Source organism: Desulfovibrio sp. (assembly GCF_041907885.1).
In the GTDB taxonomy this organism is placed as follows: domain Bacteria; phylum Desulfobacterota; class Desulfovibrionia; order Desulfovibrionales; family Desulfovibrionaceae; genus Desulfovibrio.
In genome coordinates this window covers 1-18,188 of sequence record NZ_JAYRGM010000003.1, presented here as the reverse complement: position 1 = coordinate 18,188, position 18,188 = coordinate 1, and the positions used below count along the sequence as shown (strand labels likewise).

Sequence of the window (18,188 nt, the reverse complement as noted above, 5' to 3'; positions counted from 1 at the left end):
CCGTCGGATTTTCCGGCGGGGGCTTTGTGCTAGAACTGGGGTTCTGCGCATTTATGGCCTTTGTTGACCGCATCGAGATACTGTGCCCAGGCTTCGCCTATGGCAAAGAGCCGTTCACGCGGTATGGCCCTGCTGTCGTAAGTTATCAGTATGGAACCGCTCACGCTGTTGCCCTCAACAGACTGCACGCCGCTGATGGCTCCCATTTTTTCCCGCGCGTGGCGCAGTACGCTCTCGTGCCGCAGGGCGGGGTGGCGTATGCGCACCCTGCCGTCCACAAAACTGCGCACATATTTAAGCAGATGGATGGCGTTCATAATGGAACTCCTCACCGGGCAGACTGTTGGGCAGATGGGGGCGCATGGCGTTGAGGGCCACACCCAGGGTTGTGACATTGTGCAGCAGCGCCGAAACGCCGGGGCCAAGCACCATGAACAAGCCGCCCATCAAAAAGAGGCTGTTGAGGGTCATGGTGGCCACAAAATTGCCGTGAATACGCCCAAGAGTGCGGTTGCCAAGCATGCGGGCGCTGATGAGGCCCTCAAGGCTTGGGTGGGTCAAAAGCACGTTGGCAACTTCACGGGCCAGGTCTGTGCCGTCGCTCATGGCCACGCCCACGTGGGCTGCCGAGAGGGCAGGGGCATCGTTGATGCCGTCGCCCACCATAAGAACCTTGCAGCCTTCGGCGGCCAGTTCCTGCACAACGCGGGCCTTGTCAGTGGGCAGCACCTGTGCGCGAAATTCCGTAATGCCCACCTGGGCAGCCACGGCCCTTGCCGTGCGTTCGTCGTCGCCGGTGAGCATGAGCACCCGCCGCATACCCAGCGTGCGCATGGTTTCAACCACGCGGGCCGCCTCTGGCCGCAGGGGGTCTTCTATGGCAACAAGGCCGGCGGCAACGCCGTCTTCGCTCATGAACAGCAGCGAACGGCCAAGTGCAGCCTGCTCGGCAATGATACCTGCCAGGGGCGAAAGATCCACGCCTTCATCGTGTTCGATGTAGTGGCGGCTGCCCACACGCATTTTTTTGCCGTGCAGGGTAGAGGCCACGCCGTGCGCCACCACGTACTCGACGTGCGCGTGTTCTTCGGCGTGTTGCAGTCCTTCCTCTTCTGCCTTGCGTACAACGGCTCTGGCCACAGGGTGGGGAAAGTGCTCCTCAAGGCAGGCCATGACGCGCAGCACTTCATCCCGCTCAAAACCCTGGGCAGGAACAACCTCAACCACCTTGGGGCTGGCCTGGGTGAGCGTGCCGGTTTTGTCAAATACCAGGGTGTCGGCCTCGCTGAGGGCCTCAAGATAACGGCCCCCCTTGATGGCAATGCCGTGGCGTGCGCCCTCGCGCATGGACGCCAGCACCGCCAGCGGTGTGGCCAGCTTGAGCGCGCACGAATAATCGACCAGCAGTACCGATGATGCCCGGCGGAAGTCGCGCGTGATCAGCCATACAAGCCCGGCTAGTCCAAAAGTAAAGGGCACGGCCATGTCGGCCAGCTTTTCAAACTTGCCCTGCACGCCAGCCTTGAGGGATTCTGATTCTTCAATAAATTTTACCACCTGGCGCAGGCGCGTGCCATCGCCAACGTGTCGGGCGCGTATGACAAGCCGCCCTTCTTCAAGGGCCGTACCCGCGTATACAGAGGCCCCCTCTGCACGGTGAACCCCCAGGGGTTCGCCCGTCATGGACGACTGGTTCACAAGGCCGCAGCCCTCGGCAACTTCGCCGTCAACGGGTATGGAACCACCGGCATGTACAACCACAAGATCGCCCTCGCGTACCTGTGCCAGCGGAACGGAAATTTCCGTGCCGTCAACCAGCAGCCACACGTTTTCCACATTCAGGGCAAGGCTTTCTGTGAGCGATGCCATGGAGCGTCGGCGTGTCCAGTCTTCAAGGGTTTCGCCCAGGCCCAGCAGCAGGGTAAGCATGCTGACCGTGCGAAAATCGCCCATGACAAGAGAAGCGCCAATGGCCGCAGCGTCAAGAACATCAACGCTCAGCGTGCCGCGCAGCAGTGCGCCCAGTCCTTTGAAAATATAGGGCAGCGCACCAACAATGCTATTTATTACACGCAGGGCAAACGGCAAAAAAGGACGAACAAAAATGTAGCGCGCCAGAGGCATGAGGCCGTTACCCGGTGCGGGCTCGATTTCGGCTGGCAGGTCGGACTGACCAAACTGGCCGTTGGCACTGGCCGCGCCCAGCAGCAGGGTGAGGGCGGTAACGCGGCTTTCATCATTATCATAAAAAATAAGCAGGCTGCCCACCAAGGCATTGGCGCGCACATCGCTTATGCCTTCAAGCGAGGCAAGGGCTCCGGCCAGAGCTTCTGCCCGCCCCCCTCCAAGGCTGCCTGATGCGCGCACGCGCATTCTGCCGGAATCGGGCGTTGTGATGCCACGCAACTCATGGACAATAAAAAAACGCATGCGTGCTCCTTGAAGCGAAGCGGCCTTGGCCGCACTGTACCGCACTAGTGCCCTTGATCTGTATGAAAGGCTGTGAGGTGTGCCGCCCAGAGGGGCCGCACTGGCACGGTGCAGCGCCGTATAGAAGCGGCGCTGCACCATCAAAATTAGGCCTCGGAAGCTTCGCTGGCGGTCTTGCGCTTTTCAGCGGCAAGACGGGCCTCGGCGGTGAGGTCTTCCACATCTTCCTTGATGGCTTCAACCTTGCTCAGCAGAGCGTCCTTGACGTCCATGCCCCGGCTCAGCAGGTCGGTGGCCAGAGGCTTGAAATCAAGCTTGCCCTTGCTCACGGCCACAGCGCCAAGCACGCCAAGGGCGACCCCGCCCAAAAACCACAACCCACACTTCATGCCTTCGTTCATGTTCTTTCTCCTTGCTCATGTATGTTCAGATTCAAAGGATAAACAGATGCGGCAGGGCCGAATCTGGATAATAGTTCAGGAATCGTCCGGCCACGCAAGCGCGACCGGACGAGATGAAAGACCGATTGTTGAAAATGGGGAAGCTTTAAATAGGCTAGCTTGAGGCGCCAGAGAGGTCAACTTTTATGAAGTCGGCTTCGCTGTTGCGCAAGGAGATGGTGACACCCGAAAGGCGTAGGGCCACAGGATCCTTAAGGGGCGCACGGCCTACAATGGAAACCGTAGTGCCAGGGATGAGGCCCATATCGCGGATGCGTCGGTTCATTTCGCCAAGGGCTTCCACTGCGGCAATCTTGCCTTGCTGACCCACTTGCATCTGACGCAGATTGACAATCTGGCTCATGCGTGCACTCTCTCTGTTTGAGGCTGTTGGAAATTTGTTCAACGGTATTCAACCGTCGGGAAAAGTCTGGTCAGGTTTGCGCCTGGTGCCAATTTCCGTAAAACCACCTTGCCTTCATTACGGTTCTGTGTCAAGAGAAAAGAAAGTCGTTTTCAAATTTGATCAGATACTCAACGTTCGTTCCACCATAAGGAGAGGCCATGCTTCCAACCTATGTAGTGCATTGTATGGAAGGACGGGCGCGCCTGAGGCACCCTGCCCTGGGAGAAATTGCGGTTCGGGCTGCGGCGCAGAGCGCCCTTGGCAAGGAGCAGGGTGTTGACGAGGTGCGTCCCGGATCGGAATCGTTGCTTTTGCTCTTGCAGCCCGGCGTTGATGTGGCTGGCATATGTGCGCGGCTTGAGGCCCGCGTGCCCGCCCTGGCCCGGCCCATGGCCGAAGTGGCGGCAGAGCGGCGTGCGGCGGCTCGCGCCCGCAGATGCGAAAAATTGCGGAGCGGTGCGGTTGCCAGTGCTGCCGATGCGCCCCGCGCGGCTGCGGGCAGACAGGGCGACAAGCGCAACATGCTCGGCATTTCGCGCCGCAAGCTTGAGGTGCGGGCCATGATGGGCGCTGCTGGCGTGTGTCTGGCCGCTGGCCTTTCCGGGCCAAAGCCCGTGCATATTCTGGCCGGGCTGGTGTGGGCAGTGATGGCTGGCCGCCACGTGTGGGTCAGGCGCAAGGCAGTGTAATGGAGATTTTTGTCAAGGTACGCGCCGCCTGTGCTCAGGGCGGTCTGTTTGCGGGCAAGTGGGCGCTGATTGCCTTTGCCATTGTGGCTGCCTTTGCCCTGGCTGTTCAGGCCTTGGCCCTGGTGCTGGCAGCACTTGCCCTGCTGGTTATTGCCCTGTGCCTTGCCACGGTGTGCATGCCCGAAGAAAGCCGAGCCGTATGGGCGTGGATGCGAGAGACTCTGTGCCGGTGGAGCGCCGTGGCCGGAACGGCTGCTGCGCAGGATGGCGGTTGCACGTCCCCCGCTGGTCAGGCTCCGGCTGGTCAGGCCCAGGCAGGCGCGCAACCTTCTGAAGAGAATTCTGGTAATGGCACGGCGGCGGGTGAAGGCGGGCAGGCATCTGCCCCCAGGCAGGGGGCGTAACAGGTTTGGAGAGGTGACCGTGCAGGCCTTGCGGCAGAGTGGCAGGGCGGCAGGGCGGCTGAGGCCGAATGCGGGCCCACAGCGCACAGATTTCGGGCAGACATTGGGATTTGGCATATAGCAAGCAGCACACCCCCGCATTGGCACAATAATGCGGGGGTGTGCTGTTTTACCGGGTCGTTGAGGGAACGACCCGGTGAGGGGGCAAGACCGCTCCGGGCAGCCAGACCCCTGAAGTATTATTCTGTTGCGGCAGCGGGTTCGCCCTGGGGGGCGGCTTCCGTTTCGTGTCTGCCTGCAACAAGGTTGCGGTGTCCTTCAATGATCTTGTTGATCACATCGGGTTCGGCCAGCGAAGTGGTGTCGCCGATGTCTTCATAGCTGTCGCCAGCGATCTTGCGCAGCATGCGGCGTATGATCTTGCCCGATGTGGTCTTGGGCATGGCCTCCACAAACTGGATGAATTCCGGGCTGGCCAGGGCACCAATGTCGCGGCGCACGGCGTCGCGCAATTTTACGCGCAGCTGGGCGCTCCACGGCACTTCGTCACGGGTGACCACATAGGCGTAGATACCTTCGCCCTTGAGGGCGTGGGGCATGGGAACCACTGCGGCTTCACCCACTTCGGGGCAGGCTGCCAGCACGGCTTCAATTTCAGCCGTGGACAGGCGGTGGCCCGAAACGTTGATGGAGTCGTCCACGCGGCCAAGAATCCAGAAGTAGCCGTCCTGATCAATCTCTGCCGCATCGCCCGAAGAGTAGCAGCCGAAACGCGAGAAGTAGGACTGGTATTTTTCTTCATCATTGTACACGCCCTGCATCATGCCGGGCCAGGGGCGGCGGATGACCAGGTGACCAGCCTTGCTGCCAGCCTCGGCTATGTCGCCGTCGCGCGAGGCAGAGCCGATAACGGCAGCATCAATGCCGGGCAGGGGCTTGGTGGCCGAGCCGGGCTTGAGCTTGGTGGCGTAGGGCATGGGGGCGATCATTGCACCGCCGGTTTCTGTCTGCCACCATGTATCCACGATGGGCAGTTCGCCGCCGCCGATGTTTTTATGGTACCACTGCCAGGCCTCTGGATTGATGGGCTCGCCCACGCTGCCAAGAATGCGCAGGCTGCGCAGATCGTAGCGTTCGGTCCAGGCTTCGTTCATGCGCATGAGCGAACGGATGACCGTAGGCGCGGTGTAGAATATGTTGACCCGGAAGTTTTCCACAATGCGCCAGTACCGGTCGGGGTATGGCCATGTGGGCACACCTTCAAACATGAGTGTTGTGGCCCCAAGCGAAAGCGGGCCGTATACGCCGTAGGTGTGGCCGGTGATCCACCCGGCATCTGCCGTGCACCAGTACACGTCGTCGTCGCGCATGTCGAAGCACCACTGCGTGGAGTGCGCCGCGTAGGTGAGGTAGCCGCCCGTAGAATGCATGACACCCGTGGGTTTGCCCGTGCTGCCGCTGGTGTGCAGCAAAAAGAGCGTGTCATTGGCATCCATGGGTTCGCACGGAAAGTCGGGGTTCAGGGTAAAGTCGTCGATGAGGTCGTGCCACCACACGTCGCGGTTGCGCTGCATGGTCACGCCGTCAATACCGGCATGCTTGACCACAACCACATGCGCCACCGAGGGGCACTTTTCGAGGATGGGATCAAGATTGGCCTTGAGCGGCTTGAACTTGCCACCGCGCACTGCCGCGTCGGCGGTGATGACAACGCGCGCCTTGCAGCCCTGAATACGGCTGCGCACACCACCCTCGGCATAGCCGGAGAAAATGGCCGTGTGGATGGCACCAATGCGGGCGCAGGCCAGCATGGCAATAAACAGTTCGGGAATCATGGGCATGTACAAGGCCACATGGTCGCCCTTGCGAATACGCAGCGAGCTCAACGCATGAGCCACGCGGCACACTTCAGTGTACAGCATCTGGTAGGTATAGCAGCGAACGTCTGTTTCTTTTTCGCCCTGCCAGATAAGGGCAGCCTTGTTGCGCCGCCCAGAGATGAGGTGTCTGTCTATGCAGTTAAAGGAGGCATTAAGTACGCCGCCTGTAAACCACTTGTACTTGTGGTTTACCTCATCTGCTTCAAGTACTTTGTCCCAGCGTTTGAACCAGTGGATCAACTGCGATGCTCGCGCACCCCAAAAGTCGTTGGGGTCTTCCAGTGCGCGGCTGCAGAGAGCATTATATTCTTCTGGCCCACATACCCATGCAGAAGTTTTGCCGTGCTCAGGTGGAAGATAGCTGCGGTTCTCACTTAAGAGTGTCGTGATCCTTTCCTGGGACATGATAAAATCCTCCCTCCTATGTGTTACATAAAATATTAGAGGTGAAGTAATTCCATGGTACAGCAATAAAGAGATTCTAGAGAGGCGTCAAGAGGCTGGAATTGATTGGTCTTTCAGTCATAGTTGTGCATTATTTCACGATTTACCTCAAACATCAACCTAGGATACCAATCTATGCGGATTGGAACGCCATACCAATTGAAGAAAAAAATCACAATTGGCGCTAAAATTTTTTTACATTTTATAAAATTTAATTTGTGGGTTGTCAGATGCTTGCAAAAGTGCGGCTATCATTGCCGTGCGGGGACAAGACGCAGGCAGAGGCAGTTGGTCAGAAGGGGCTGTCTAAACTGGCGGCCCCGACGGGCAGTCCAAACTGGCAGCCCCAACTGGCAGCAGGGGATATTGCGTAAGAGAAGGCGCACCGCAGGCTGCACCGTCGCACCGTCGCACCGTAATATCTAGGTGGGGTATAAAATGGGGGCCAGCAATTGAAAGCCTGTGGATTATCCGTGCTGCCTGGCCATGCGCTGGTTGCTGTTGCTGCGGCAACCGTTGCGACCAGCGGGGCAAGGAAAGAGCAAAAGGCCTGACCGGCAATGTCGGTCAGGCCTTAAAATGGCTTGGGTCAGGTTATGCCGCGCAGGGCTGCATGATGCCCAGGCTGATCATGACCTGGGCCAGCGGGGTGACGGGCAGGCCCACCACGGTGCTCCACGAGCCTTCCATGCGCTCAACAAGCACACTTCCCTGCCCCTGAATGGCGTAAGCACCGGCCTTGTCGTCGGGTTCGCCCGTATCCACGTAGGCTTGCAGCACTGTCTGGGGCCAGTGGTGGAAAAAAACGCGGCTCACATCACTGAAACTCAGCATGCGATAAGGGCCAGCGGCGGTTTCCTGCACGTGCAACCCCGGCAGGGCGCTGGCCTCTGGGGCAAGCGCGCACTGTGCGGGCAGCAGCAGGCATACGGCGCTGATAACTTCGTGCCCCGCACCGTTGAGGCGTTCAAGCATGCTCAGGGCATGGGCCGGATTCTGCGGCTTGCCCAGTATGTCGCCTTCAATGGCCACAACTGTATCGGCAGCAAGAATAACCGGCCTGATGGCCCCAGAACCTGCCTGTGGCATGGTCTGTCCCACAGCCAGGGCCTTGGCAGTGGCTGCACGCCGGGTATAGGCCTCTGGCGATTCGCCCTGCATGGGGCGGGGTTCTTCTGCCTCGGCCAGTTGCAGACGAAAGGGCAGGCCCCATTCGTTCAAAAATTGCCGCCTGCGAGGCGAACCAGATGCCAGCACCAGTTCGTAACCCGCACAAAGCCGAAACAGGGGGCGCATGCCCTCACAGCCGTTTGCATGCGTGTCAGCGCAGGTATCAGCGGGCGAGCCGCAAGGAAGAATGATGGGCATGGCAGTACCGGCTAGAGCCCAGCAGGTGCGTGGCGCAGTATCTCGCCGTCCTGCATGTCCAGTACGCGAAAGACACCCTTTTCCACAATGCCGTAGGTACGGGGCGATGCCCCCTTGGGCAGCGAAAGCGAACCGGGGTTCCAGAAGTGCAGGCCGTCAAGGGTTTCGCCGCGCGGCACGTGGGTGTGCCCGCGCAACAGCACCGTGCCGGGTTTGATTCCGGGGCAGGGGGGGCGCTCTGGCAGATGGTGGCCGTGGCTGGCAAAAATGTTCAGTCCATCGGCCTCGATCCAGGCCGATTCCGTAACGGCAAAGGGCAGCAGGCCAAGGTCCACCTCTGCATCACAGTTGCCGCGCACGGCTATTACCGGGCAGGGCAGAGCAGAGAGGTCGGGCATGGTTTGCAGCACCGAGCGCGTATCGTAGCCTTGTGGCAGCGGATTGCGCGGGCCGTGGTACACCAGATCGCCCAGCAGCACCAGCGCATCAGGGGCAAGCTGGCGCGCCTTGTCCAGCAGAAAGAGCAGGCTTTCTACAGAGCCATGCAGATCAGAGGCAACCAGCAGCCGCATCAGGCTTTTTCCACGGCGGCAGGGTGGTCCCTGTTCCAGTCGGCAAGGGGAACGGATTCTTCCACCAGCATGATGGGTATGTTGTCGCGCACTGGGTAGGCAATTCCGCAGGCCTTGCAGCCAAAAGCTGCCACTGTGCCGTTGTCCTCAAGCGCAACAAGGTTTCCAAGACATTTGGGGCAGGCCAGAATCTTTAGCAGTTCGTTAGTTTCCATGGGCATAAATAGTCCTTGTTTTCGGCGTGAGCAGGCATTCTATCTCCAAGCGCCTTCCAGTTCAAGGCTTGCCCCATATTGTCATTTTGCGGTATACTAAGTATCCCATGAAAGAAAGTATGAAATTTATAGATCTGCACACGCATTCCTCAGCCTCCGACGGTACGGATTCTCCTGCGCAGCTTGTGGCCAAGGCCCATGCTGCGGGTCTTGCTGCCGTTGCCATAACCGACCACGACACGCTTTCCGGGCTGGACGAAGGCCAACAGGCTGGCCGTGAGCTGGGCATTGAGGTTGTGCGTGGCTGCGAGATATCTACCGGCACGGAACTGGGCGAACTGCACATTCTTGGCCTGTGGCTGCCGCAAAATCCGCAGCGCCTGCTCGAAAGACTGCGCTGGCTGCGCGAGCGACGGGCCGAACGCAATGTGGGCATTGTAAAGATATTGCAGAATCTTGGTTATGATATTTGTATGGATGAAGTTTTGGCTGCTGCCAAAGGCGAAAGCGTCGGGCGGCCACATATTGCCGAAGTGCTGCTGCGCAAGGGTTTTGCCAAGGACGTGCGGCAGGTTTTTAAGGAATTTTTGGGCAGCCGGGGCAAGGCCTATCTTCCCAAGACCGTGCTGGAGCCAGAAGAAAGCGTGAGCCTGCTGGCTTCGTCTGGCGCAACGGTGAGCCTTGCCCATCCCCTGCTGTGGAAGGCCCCGGCTGGCTGGCTGGACACCGTGGTGGCGCGGCTCAAGGATTACGGGCTGAGCGCCATTGAAGCCTACCACAGTGAGCATTCCGAAGCAGATATCCGCACCTGCCTTGCCCTTGCCAAGCGCTTTGACCTTGGCGTTTCCGGCGGCTCGGACTATCACGGATCCAACAAGCCCACCATCCGCCTTGGGCAGGGTTATGGGGGCTTGCGTGTGAGCCAGTCGGTTCTTGAAGACCTCAAGCAACGCCGCCTCGCCGCAGATCTGGACATCTGACACTGTTTATTCGCTGTATTTCTGGCGGTCAGTGAAGCCTCTTGCGCTATCGGCTCGCCCGATGTAAAGCGGTTTTTCACACCTAGATAGAAGGCATTACATGCGTATTCTTCATAAGCAGCAGCATCTTCCCCCGCTTGAGGGGCCGCGCCTGCATGAGCAGCATCCTTTTCGCGGTGCTGGCGTACCGCCCGACGAGCATGACGGCGCACCTCTTGTGCCGGTGGCCCGACCCGAGCGCGGGTCAGCCGCGCAGGGCGCTGCCGCCCAACACAGAGAGGCCCCCGCCGGTAAGGATGTGGGTACAGAAGTCTTTGAACTGCGCCAGCTTGGCGAAGAAGATTTTGAAGAATTTGAGGCCCTGCTGCGCTACGCCTTTCAGGTCAGCACCTCTGAAATGGCCCGCATCGGCTGGTCGGACATGGAGATGAAGCAGTCCAAGATGCCCATTTTTGAGGCGTCGCATGTAATGGGCTGGTTCTACAAGGGTCACCTGGCTTCGCAGATTGTTATCTACCCCATGGAAGTGAACATTCAGGGCGAGATATGCAAGATGGGCGGCATCACAGGTGTGGCCACCTACCCAGAGTACACCGGGCGCGGGCTCATCCATTCGCTCATTGGCAAAAGCCTGGAATACATGCGCGCACAGCAGCAGATAGTATCATATCTCTGCCCCTATTCCATTCCCCTGTACCGCAAGCACGGCTGGGAAATTGTTTCGGACAAGATGACCTTTACCATCAAGGATACCCAGCTGCCCAAGCGCCACCCCGTAGACGGACAGATTGAGCGCGTGGACATCGAGTGCGAAGATCTGCACCGCGTCTACAAGTATTTTGCCTTGCAGGAACACGGCGCGCTCATTCGCGGCAAGCTGGAATGGGAAGAATACTGGCGCTGGGATTCGGACGACGTAATGGCCGCCGTATATTACAGCGCAGATGCCAAGCCTCTGGGCTATGTCATCTACTACATAGAAAATGAAGTGTTCAGCATCAAGGAAATGGTCTACCTGAACCAGGAGGCCAAGTACGGCATCTGGAACTACATAAGCGCCCATTTTTCCATGATAACAAAGGTTGAGGGGGCCAACTATACGGGCGAACCCATTGCCTTTCAGTTTGAAGACAGCGAAATTGACGAGAGCATTCAGCCCTACGCCATGGCCCGCATTGTGGATGTACAGCGTTTTATAGAGCTGTACAGCTTTCAGTTTGAAGACCCCAAGCTGACTCTTGAAATCGAAGTGAGCGACGTGATGGCCCCGTGGAACAACGGCATATTCCATGTGAGCTGGCGCGATGGCCGCACCTTTTGCGAAAAGGTCAACACCTGGAGCACCGGGCACCGCCTCTCGCTGGACATCAAGACGCTCACCACCATGCTGATGGGCTACAAGCGGCCCACGTATCTTTATAATAATGACCGCATCGACATGGATTATCATCTGCTGAAAACGCTTGAAACGCTGATTCCGCCCGACAAACCGTATTTTTCGGACTATTTCTGATAAGCAAAAAAAAGGGCGTCTGATAAAGACGCCCTTGTTTTTTGCTCTGTCACTGGCTGCTAGCTTTCGCGCCCGCAGCACTTTTTGTATTTTTTGCCGCTGCCGCAGGGGCAAAGGTCGTTGCGGCCTATGCGCGGGCCAGCCTTGGCGGGCTTTTGCGCTTCATCGGTGATGCTGCCACCGCTGGAATACGAAAGCGGTGCGTTGCTTTCCTTGTGGCGGTATTCGCGGGCCAGGGGTGTTCCCTTGGGTTCTTCCACCGGGGCCGCCTGTTCAATGGTCTGCTGTTCTTCTTCGGCGGCGGGCACGGGCTCGATGCGCACGCGTACGCGCGTGAGGGCGCGGAACACGCTTTCGCGGATCTGGAACAGCATGGCCTGGAACATTTCAAAGCCTTCGCGCTTGTATTCCAGCTTGGGGTCGCGCTGGCCATAGCCGCGCAGGCCTATGCCGTCGCGCAGGGCGTCCATGTTGCGAAGGTGTTCCTTCCAGCAACGGTCCAGTTCTTCCAGCAAAAAGTAGCGCAGAATATCGGCATAGGTGGGGCCGGTTTCGGTCTTGAGCTGGTCAAGAATGCCACGGGCAATGGTCTGGGTCTCGTCACGTTCGGGCAGGGGAGCGCCTTCAGCGAGCACCCGGTCGAGATTGAACACGTCGCGCAGGCGGGCCATGGCGGCAGCGCTGGCTGCTTCCATGTCGTCAGGCGAAACATTGTCGAGCGGGCCGTACACGTCATCGAGCACGTCACTCATGAATTCCTGCAAAACGGGCTCAAGGTCTTCTTCCACCATGAGTTCGCGGCGCAGGGTATAGATAACCTCGCGCTGCTGGTTCATGACGTTGTCATAGTCGAGCAGGGTTTTGCGTATTTCAAAATGGTGCGCTTCGACGCGCTTTTGAGCGCCTTCAACCGCGCGGGTGACCATGGCGTTTTCGATGGCTTCGCCGTCGCGCAGCCCAAGTTTCTCCATGAGCCCCTTGATGCGGTCTGAACCGAAAAGCCGCATGAGGTCATCTTCGAGCGAGAGGTAGAAGCGCGAGGAGCCGGGGTCGCCCTGACGGCCAGAACGGCCACGCAGCTGGTTGTCGATACGGCGGCTTTCGTGCCGCTCTGTGCCAAGAATGTGCAGGCCGCCAAGGTCAACAACGCCTTCGCCCAGCATGATATCCGTACCACGGCCTGCCATGTTGGTGGCAATGGTTACGCGGCCTTTTTCGCCAGCTCTGGCGACGATTTCGGCTTCCTTTTCATGCTGCTTGGCATTGAGCACGCTGTGGGGAATGCCGAGCTTGCTCAGGCGGTGCGAGAGCATTTCGGACGTTTCGATGGAAATTGTACCCACAAGCACGGGCTGCTCTTTTTTGTGCAGCTCGGCAATGGCCTCCACAATGGCGTCGAACTTTTCCTGCCGCGAGCGGTAGATAAGATCGGGGTAGTCTTTGCGCACCATGGGTTTGTTGGGCGGAATGGAAAGAACATCGAGATTGTAAATCTGATGGAATTCGACTGCTTCGGTGTCGGCTGTGCCGGTCATGCCCGAGAGCTTGTCGTAGAGGCGAAAGTAGTTCTGAAAGGTGATGGAGGCCAGGGTCTGGTTTTCGGCGGCAATGGTAACGTGTTCCTTGGCTTCCAGCGCCTGGTGCAGGCCGTCTGAATAGCGGCGGCCAGCCATGAGGCGGCCCGTAAACTCGTCAACAATGATAACCTGGTCTTCCTGCACGATATAGTCCACATCGCGCTTGAAAATCAGGTGCGCCTTGAGCGACTGCATCACATGGTGCTGGGCCGTGATATTGGCGGGGTCAAAGAGGTTTTCCACCTTGAGCAGTTCTTCGCAGCGGGCCACGCCTTCATCAGTAAGCATGGCGGTGCGGGCCTTTTCGTCCACCTGATAATGTTCGGGGGTGAGCTGGCGAACTATGTCGTCCACGGTGCGGTACATGCCCACCGATTCGTCAGAGGCGCCAGAAATGATCAGCGGTGTTCTGGCTTCGTCGATAAGGATGGAGTCCACTTCGTCCACAATGGCAAAGTTGTGGGGGCGCTGCACCAGCTGGCTGGCGTAAAATTTCATGTTGTCGCGCAGATAGTCGAAGCCGAATTCGTTGTTCGTGCCGTAGGTGATGTCCTTGGCGTATTCTATCTTGCGTTCTTCGTCATCCAGCCCGTGTACGATCACGCCCGTGGTCAGGCCCAAAAAGTCATACAGCTGGCCCATCCATGCTGCGTCGCGCTTGGCGAGGTAGTCGTTGACGGTCACAACGTGTACGCCCTTGCCAGAAAGCGCGTTCAGAACCACCGGCAGGGTGGCCACCAGGGTTTTGCCTTCGCCGGTCTTCATTTCGGCGATCTTGCCCTTGTGCAGCACCATGCCGCCTATGAGCTGCACGTCATAGTGGCGCATCTTGAGCCGTCTTAATGAGGCTTCGCGCACCAGGGCAAATACTTCGGGCAGCAGCGCGTCGAGGTCGCGCACGCCGTCCTGCACCTCCTGCCGGTACTGGGCAATGCGAACGGGAAAATCCGCATCGGTCAGCTGCTGCATCTCGGGTTCAAGGTCGTTGATGCGCTGCACCAGGGGCCGAAGCTTGCGCAAATAGCGGTCGTTGGTGCTGCCGAAGATTTTTTTGAAAAGAAAACCGAACATGAACTCTCCTTGTCACACGAGGGCCGGTCGCTTACGCTGCGCAAAAGCCTGCGGGGCTGCGCTGCGGGATATGCGGATTGCGTGGCGCGTTGCCCCCAAAGGGCAAGGCACGGCATCTCTCAAAAATAAGACACAAATTTAAGGTTGGCAATGTTGCACGGCAAAATTATTATTGGTTTTGTCGCCTTTGTCGATGCCTGATGGCAGCAATCCGGCTGGGCAAGGGCTATGCCCTTGTCTGCGCACGCTGCAAGCCCTGAAGGGCTATCTTCATGCCCGGTTTAAGGGCAAGTGCCTGCTGAAAAAACTGGGCGGCCCGATCCCGGTCGCCAGACTGCAAAAATACCGCGCCAAAGTTGCAGGCTATGGAGGCGTTGCTCTTGATCAGCTCCGGGTCCAGATCCATGGCCTTTACCAGGTTGGCCTTGGCCTGAAGAAAATCTGCACCTTCGGCAAATGCCATGCCTACATTATAATAGAGCGTGGAATCGTCTGGGGCGATTTTAATGGCGCGCTTGTATTCGTTGATGGCGTCCTGCCAGCGGCCCTGCCTGCGCAGGCTGATACCAAGCTGGTTGAAAAGGGAGAGGTCGCTGCGGCTAAGGCGCTTGCCCTTGGCCTCAAGGCTGCTGCGCAAAAATTTCTCGGCCATTTCAGGGGCCCGTTCGCCATAAATTCCGGCAATGCGGCTAGAGAGGGCGCTGAGGCCATCGGCAGCCTCACGGTTCATCTGCACCACGGCCTTTTCAAAAAATGCCTCGGCTTTTTCCAGATCACCGTTGGCAAAGTGCGCTTCGCCCAGGCTGACCTTGCGGTTTACGTTGAGAGGTGAGAGCGTGTCGAGCTTTTCAAGATAGCGCACCTGCTGGGGGGTATCGCCGATTTCTTCGTACATTTCGGCAAGGCGCTGCAAGGGGGCAAGATAAAGATCGGCCGACTTTGCCGCAGATTCGTATGACAGGCGGGCCTTGTCGTACTGCTGTGTGGCGCGAAAAACATCGCCCATCACCAGAAAGGCCGCCGCACTGCCAGGCTTGAGGCTCAAAACCTTTTGGCAGGCGGTGAGGGCCATGTCGTACTTTTTCATGGCCAGAAGTTTTTTTGCCATGTCTATGATCTGCCCAAGCTTGCTCTGGGGCTTGAGGGTAAAGGCCATCTTTTCAATAAGCGTATTGGCCGAAACAGGCTTGGCAATAAAGTTGTCTGCGCCAACCTCGTGCAGCAGCATAAGCCGGTCACGTTGCACATCGCTTGTAAGCACAATGATTTTCAGCGTGGTAAAGGCCTGTTTGATCTGGCTTACCAAAAAACTGAGGTCACGGCCCCCGATGCTGCGCTCTATAAAAATGAGGGGGGAGGGATGGCGGGCGAGAATGTCGCGCAATTCGCGCAGCATCATGCGTGGGTCGGTTAGCGCGGTAAAGATGCTCTGGGCTGTAAGGCCCATTTCCTTGGCAAGGGTGAGCCGCAGCTGGGTGCAAAAGGCCTGATCGTCACTGACAACAAGAATGTGGCCGTTCTCTTTGGTAATATATGTAATGACCGTGTCTTGATACGAATTTAACTTGGCGCGATTTGTGGTATCTACTGTAGACATTGAAACTCCTGAAGAAATGCACGGAGCCGGGGATAGATATCAGGCAGCGCAAGTTGCTTCTATGTTTTTAGAAAGAAACCTGGCCTGCTACAGGCGTGCGGTGCATTTGTAGGTTTGCACTGATTTTACGTCAAGGGGTAAGAATTTACATATCGGGGAGAATTTTTCTGACCATACAAAAATAATGTGAAAATGTCTTGACGTTCAGGGGTAACTTGGATAGAAAAAATCTCCGCGCGACAAAGAGTGTTTCTTGTCGGCGTTCCCTGGACGGCAGGGAAGGATGGGTTGAGCCCACCCTGATGCACCGTAAACGGATGATATTTGGCCGTTTAAGGTTTTGACATGTGCAGGCGTTACCGAATGCCGGACAATGTCGAGCCGTTCCAGCCCAAGGACGGACCCCACCGCAGCCACTGGCAGCGCGTGACCCGGGGCTGTAAGGTAAGGGGGGGATAGCCCCCCATTTGGTGACCCTGCGGGACTGCTTCGCTATCTGTATTCTACGGATAGCCTAGCCTGAGCTACGCTGGGGAGCATCACGCGGATGATGCAGGCGCACTCAGGCGTCCAATCTTCCGAATTCTTCCTGAATTTTCAGGCGTGATGCGCGCATTAGCGCAACCCCCTTACGTTGCTCCGTATTTCCGTTCCTTGCCAGGGTGAGGTCGGCCATCGGGCCATGTTTTTTTATGGCTCGCGTATGCTGTTAAGGAGCCCGCGCTCGTAGCCCAAAGGGCCGCGCGGGATGTTTTTGCAAACGGAGTAGGCACAATGACGACAGTTAGCAGCGATCGCATTCGGATCAAGCTCAAAGCCTACGATTACCGCATTCTGGATAAAGCCGTTGCGGAAATCGTGGATACGGCGCGCAATACCGGTGCCGGTGTGGCGGGACCAATTCCCCTGCCCACCAACATTCACAAGTACACCGTGCAGCGTTCCGTGCATGTGGACAAAAAGTCCCGTGAGCAGTTTGAAATGCGCATTCACAAGCGGCTCATGGATATCCTGGAACCCACGCAGCAGACCGTCGACGCGCTGGGCAAGCTTTCGCTGCCCGCCGGTGTGGACGTGGAAATCAAGCTCTAGCGAGAGGCAGTCATGGCTGAGAAAATGGGAATTTTGGGTCGCAAACTTGGTATGACCCGCATATTTGACGGCACTGGCGCTGCCGTGCCCGTCACGGTGATTGAGGCCGGTCCGTGCCCCGTCACCCAGGTCAAAACTGCGGATACTGACGGCTACAATGCCGTACAGATCGCGATGACCCCCGCTAAGGAAAAGCACAGCACCAAGGCTATGCAGGGCCACTTTGCCAAGGCTGGCAAGGGGCTTTTCCGCCATCTGCGCGAAATCCGCCTTACGGGCGCGCCGGAGCAGGAGCTGGGTCAGGAATTGACCGTTGAAATTTTCGCCGCAGGCGATACGGTCACGGTGACCGGCACAAGCATGGGTAAAGGCTACCAGGGGCGTATGCGCCGCTGGAATTTTGCCGGTTCCAAAGATACCCACGGCTGCGAAAAGGTGCACCGCAACAATGGTTCCATTGGTAACAACACCTTTCCTGGCCACGTATTCAAGGGTCGGAAAATGGCGGGCCATTGGGGCAATGAAACCGTTACGGAAATGGGCCTGACCATCGTTGACGTGCGTCCCGAAGACAACGTCATTCTGGTCAAAGGTTCCGTGCCCGGCCCCAAGAACGGGCTGGTGCTGATCCGCAAGCAGTAGAGGAAGCAGCAATGGCTACCGTGAAAGTATATGACCAGAACAAGCAGGAAAGCGGCGAAATTACGCTGGCTTCTGACGTGTTCGAAATCGAGGTGAGGCCCGAAATCCTCAATCTCGTGGCGCGCGCCCAAATGGCGGCCAAACGCGCCGGCACGCATATGGTAAAGACCCGTGCGCTGGTTTCCGGCGGCGGTGTCAAGCCCTGGAAGCAAAAGGGCACGGGCCGTGCTCGCTCTGGCTCCAACCGTTCGCCCATTTGGCGCGGTGGTGCCATCATCTTCGGACCCAGCCCGCGTGATTACAGCTTCAAGGTTAACAGCAAGGTGCGCGCCCTGGCCATGAAGATGGCCCTTTCGAGCCGCCTGGCTGCCGAAACCCTGATGGTGGTCAAGGGCATCGAACTGCCCGAAGCCAAAACCAAGCATTTCGCCAAGGTTGCCGACACGCTGGGTCTCTCGAAGGCCCTCATCGTGGCGCCCGCCGAAGACAGCGCGCTGATCCGTTCCGCACGCAACATTCCGGGCCTCACCCTGACCACTGTCGATCGCCTTAGCGTGCTTGAAATCCTCAAGCACAAGCAGCTCGTGCTGCTTGAAGGCGCTATCGAACCTGTTCAGGCTCGTTTTGCGAAGAAGGAGGCGTAAGATGGAAACTACTTCTGTTCTGCTTAAGCCCCTGCTGACCGAAAAAACGACCTTGATCAAGGACGAAGCCCAGCAGGTGGCCTTTATGGTCCACACCTCGGCCAACAAGCTTGAGATCAAGCAGGCTGTGGAAAAGGCTTTTGACGTTAAAGTGGAAGCGGTCAACGTTGTGCGCCGCGCCCCCATGAACAGGGAGCGCCAGGGTCGCGTTGTTGGCCGTAAGC

General features: G+C 58.0%; 18 protein-coding genes. 8 read left to right on the top strand and 10 right to left on the bottom strand.

Features of this window, described 5'->3' with window-relative positions:
• Positions 1–29: 29 nt before the first annotated feature.
• The 4 genes from ACE3NW_RS02765 to ACE3NW_RS02750 all read right to left on the bottom strand — a co-directional run bounded on the left by ACE3NW_RS02765 (position 30) and on the right by ACE3NW_RS02750 (position 3,234).
• A complete protein-coding gene (locus ACE3NW_RS02765) occupies positions 30–317 on the bottom strand; it encodes an HMA2 domain-containing protein (RefSeq protein ID WP_374280125.1) in 288 nt (95 codons plus the stop codon).
• Positions 295–2,430, bottom strand: a complete 2,136-nt coding sequence (locus ACE3NW_RS02760; RefSeq protein ID WP_374280122.1) for a heavy metal translocating P-type ATPase — start codon at positions 2,428–2,430, stop codon at positions 295–297. The genes ACE3NW_RS02765 and ACE3NW_RS02760 overlap by 23 nt, the downstream gene beginning before the upstream one ends.
• A 146-nt stretch (positions 2,431–2,576) precedes the next feature.
• Positions 2,577–2,831: a hypothetical protein gene (locus ACE3NW_RS02755; RefSeq protein ID WP_374280120.1), complete on the bottom strand. Its 255-nt coding sequence runs from the start codon at positions 2,829–2,831 to the stop codon at positions 2,577–2,579.
• Between the two features lie 154 nt (positions 2,832–2,985).
• Entirely contained in the window at positions 2,986–3,234 is a 249-nt protein-coding gene (locus ACE3NW_RS02750; protein WP_022658134.1) for a FeoA family protein, read from the bottom strand.
• Between the two features lie 200 nt (positions 3,235–3,434).
• On the opposite strand from ACE3NW_RS02750, the gene ACE3NW_RS02745 reads away from it, so the two are divergent.
• Entirely contained in the window at positions 3,435–3,965 is a 531-nt protein-coding gene (locus ACE3NW_RS02745) for a hypothetical protein (RefSeq protein ID WP_374280118.1), read from the top strand.
• Entirely contained in the window at positions 3,965–4,369 is a 405-nt protein-coding gene (locus ACE3NW_RS02740; RefSeq protein ID WP_374280116.1) for a hypothetical protein, read from the top strand. The genes ACE3NW_RS02745 and ACE3NW_RS02740 overlap by 1 nt, the downstream gene beginning before the upstream one ends.
• Positions 4,370–4,608: 239 nt before the next feature.
• Here ACE3NW_RS02740 and acs read toward each other — a convergent pair whose 3' ends face one another.
• The 4 genes from acs to ACE3NW_RS02720 form a co-directional block, all read right to left on the bottom strand.
• Positions 4,609–6,654 (bottom strand): acetate--CoA ligase, encoded by a 2,046-nt coding sequence (gene acs / locus ACE3NW_RS02735; protein ID WP_374280114.1) that lies wholly within the window; start codon positions 6,652–6,654, stop codon positions 4,609–4,611.
• 633 nt (positions 6,655–7,287) lie between these two features.
• Positions 7,288–7,989 (bottom strand): Maf family nucleotide pyrophosphatase, encoded by a 702-nt coding sequence (locus ACE3NW_RS02730; protein ID WP_374280467.1) that lies wholly within the window; start codon positions 7,987–7,989, stop codon positions 7,288–7,290.
• An 83-nt stretch (positions 7,990–8,072) separates the two neighbouring features.
• Complete coding sequence (gene yfcE, locus ACE3NW_RS02725; RefSeq protein ID WP_374280112.1) at positions 8,073–8,633, bottom strand: phosphodiesterase; 561 nt, start codon at positions 8,631–8,633, stop codon at positions 8,073–8,075.
• Positions 8,633–8,854, bottom strand: coding sequence for a Trm112 family protein (locus tag ACE3NW_RS02720; RefSeq protein ID WP_374280110.1), 222 nt, complete (start codon positions 8,852–8,854; stop codon positions 8,633–8,635). Before ACE3NW_RS02720 ends, yfcE begins: the two co-directional genes overlap by 1 nt.
• A 113-nt stretch (positions 8,855–8,967) precedes the next feature.
• Here ACE3NW_RS02720 and ACE3NW_RS02715 point away from each other — a divergent pair, with 113 nt between their 5' ends.
• Positions 8,968–9,828 (top strand): PHP domain-containing protein, encoded by an 861-nt coding sequence (locus tag ACE3NW_RS02715; RefSeq protein ID WP_374280108.1) that lies wholly within the window; start codon positions 8,968–8,970, stop codon positions 9,826–9,828.
• Between the two features lie 100 nt (positions 9,829–9,928).
• Complete coding sequence (gene eis / locus ACE3NW_RS02710) at positions 9,929–11,341, top strand: enhanced intracellular survival protein Eis (RefSeq protein ID WP_374280106.1); 1,413 nt, start codon at positions 9,929–9,931, stop codon at positions 11,339–11,341.
• Positions 11,342–11,400: 59 nt separating this feature from the next.
• Here the strand turns inward: eis and secA are convergent, their stop codons facing one another.
• Both secA and ACE3NW_RS02700 read right to left on the bottom strand, forming a co-directional pair.
• Entirely contained in the window at positions 11,401–13,989 is a 2,589-nt protein-coding gene (gene secA / locus ACE3NW_RS02705) for a preprotein translocase subunit SecA (protein WP_374280104.1), read from the bottom strand.
• A 226-nt stretch (positions 13,990–14,215) separates the two neighbouring features.
• On the bottom strand, positions 14,216–15,586 hold the full coding sequence (locus ACE3NW_RS02700) for a tetratricopeptide repeat protein (protein WP_374280102.1): 1,371 nt from the start codon (positions 15,584–15,586) through the stop codon (positions 14,216–14,218).
• Between the two features lie 774 nt (positions 15,587–16,360).
• On the opposite strand from ACE3NW_RS02700, the gene rpsJ reads away from it, so the two are divergent.
• The 4 genes from rpsJ to ACE3NW_RS02680 all read left to right on the top strand — a co-directional run.
• Positions 16,361–16,678, top strand: a complete 318-nt coding sequence (gene rpsJ, locus ACE3NW_RS02695) for a 30S ribosomal protein S10 (RefSeq protein WP_022658146.1) — start codon at positions 16,361–16,363, stop codon at positions 16,676–16,678.
• Between the two features lie 12 nt (positions 16,679–16,690).
• Positions 16,691–17,320 (top strand): 50S ribosomal protein L3, encoded by a 630-nt coding sequence (gene rplC, locus ACE3NW_RS02690; protein WP_374280099.1) that lies wholly within the window; start codon positions 16,691–16,693, stop codon positions 17,318–17,320.
• A gap of 11 nt (positions 17,321–17,331) precedes the next feature.
• On the top strand, positions 17,332–17,964 hold the full coding sequence (rplD, locus tag ACE3NW_RS02685; RefSeq protein ID WP_374280097.1) for a 50S ribosomal protein L4: 633 nt from the start codon (positions 17,332–17,334) through the stop codon (positions 17,962–17,964).
• A 1-nt stretch (position 17,965) separates the two neighbouring features.
• On the top strand, positions 17,966–18,188 hold a 223-nt coding region (locus ACE3NW_RS02680), incomplete at its 3' end, for a 50S ribosomal protein L23 (RefSeq protein ID WP_374280094.1).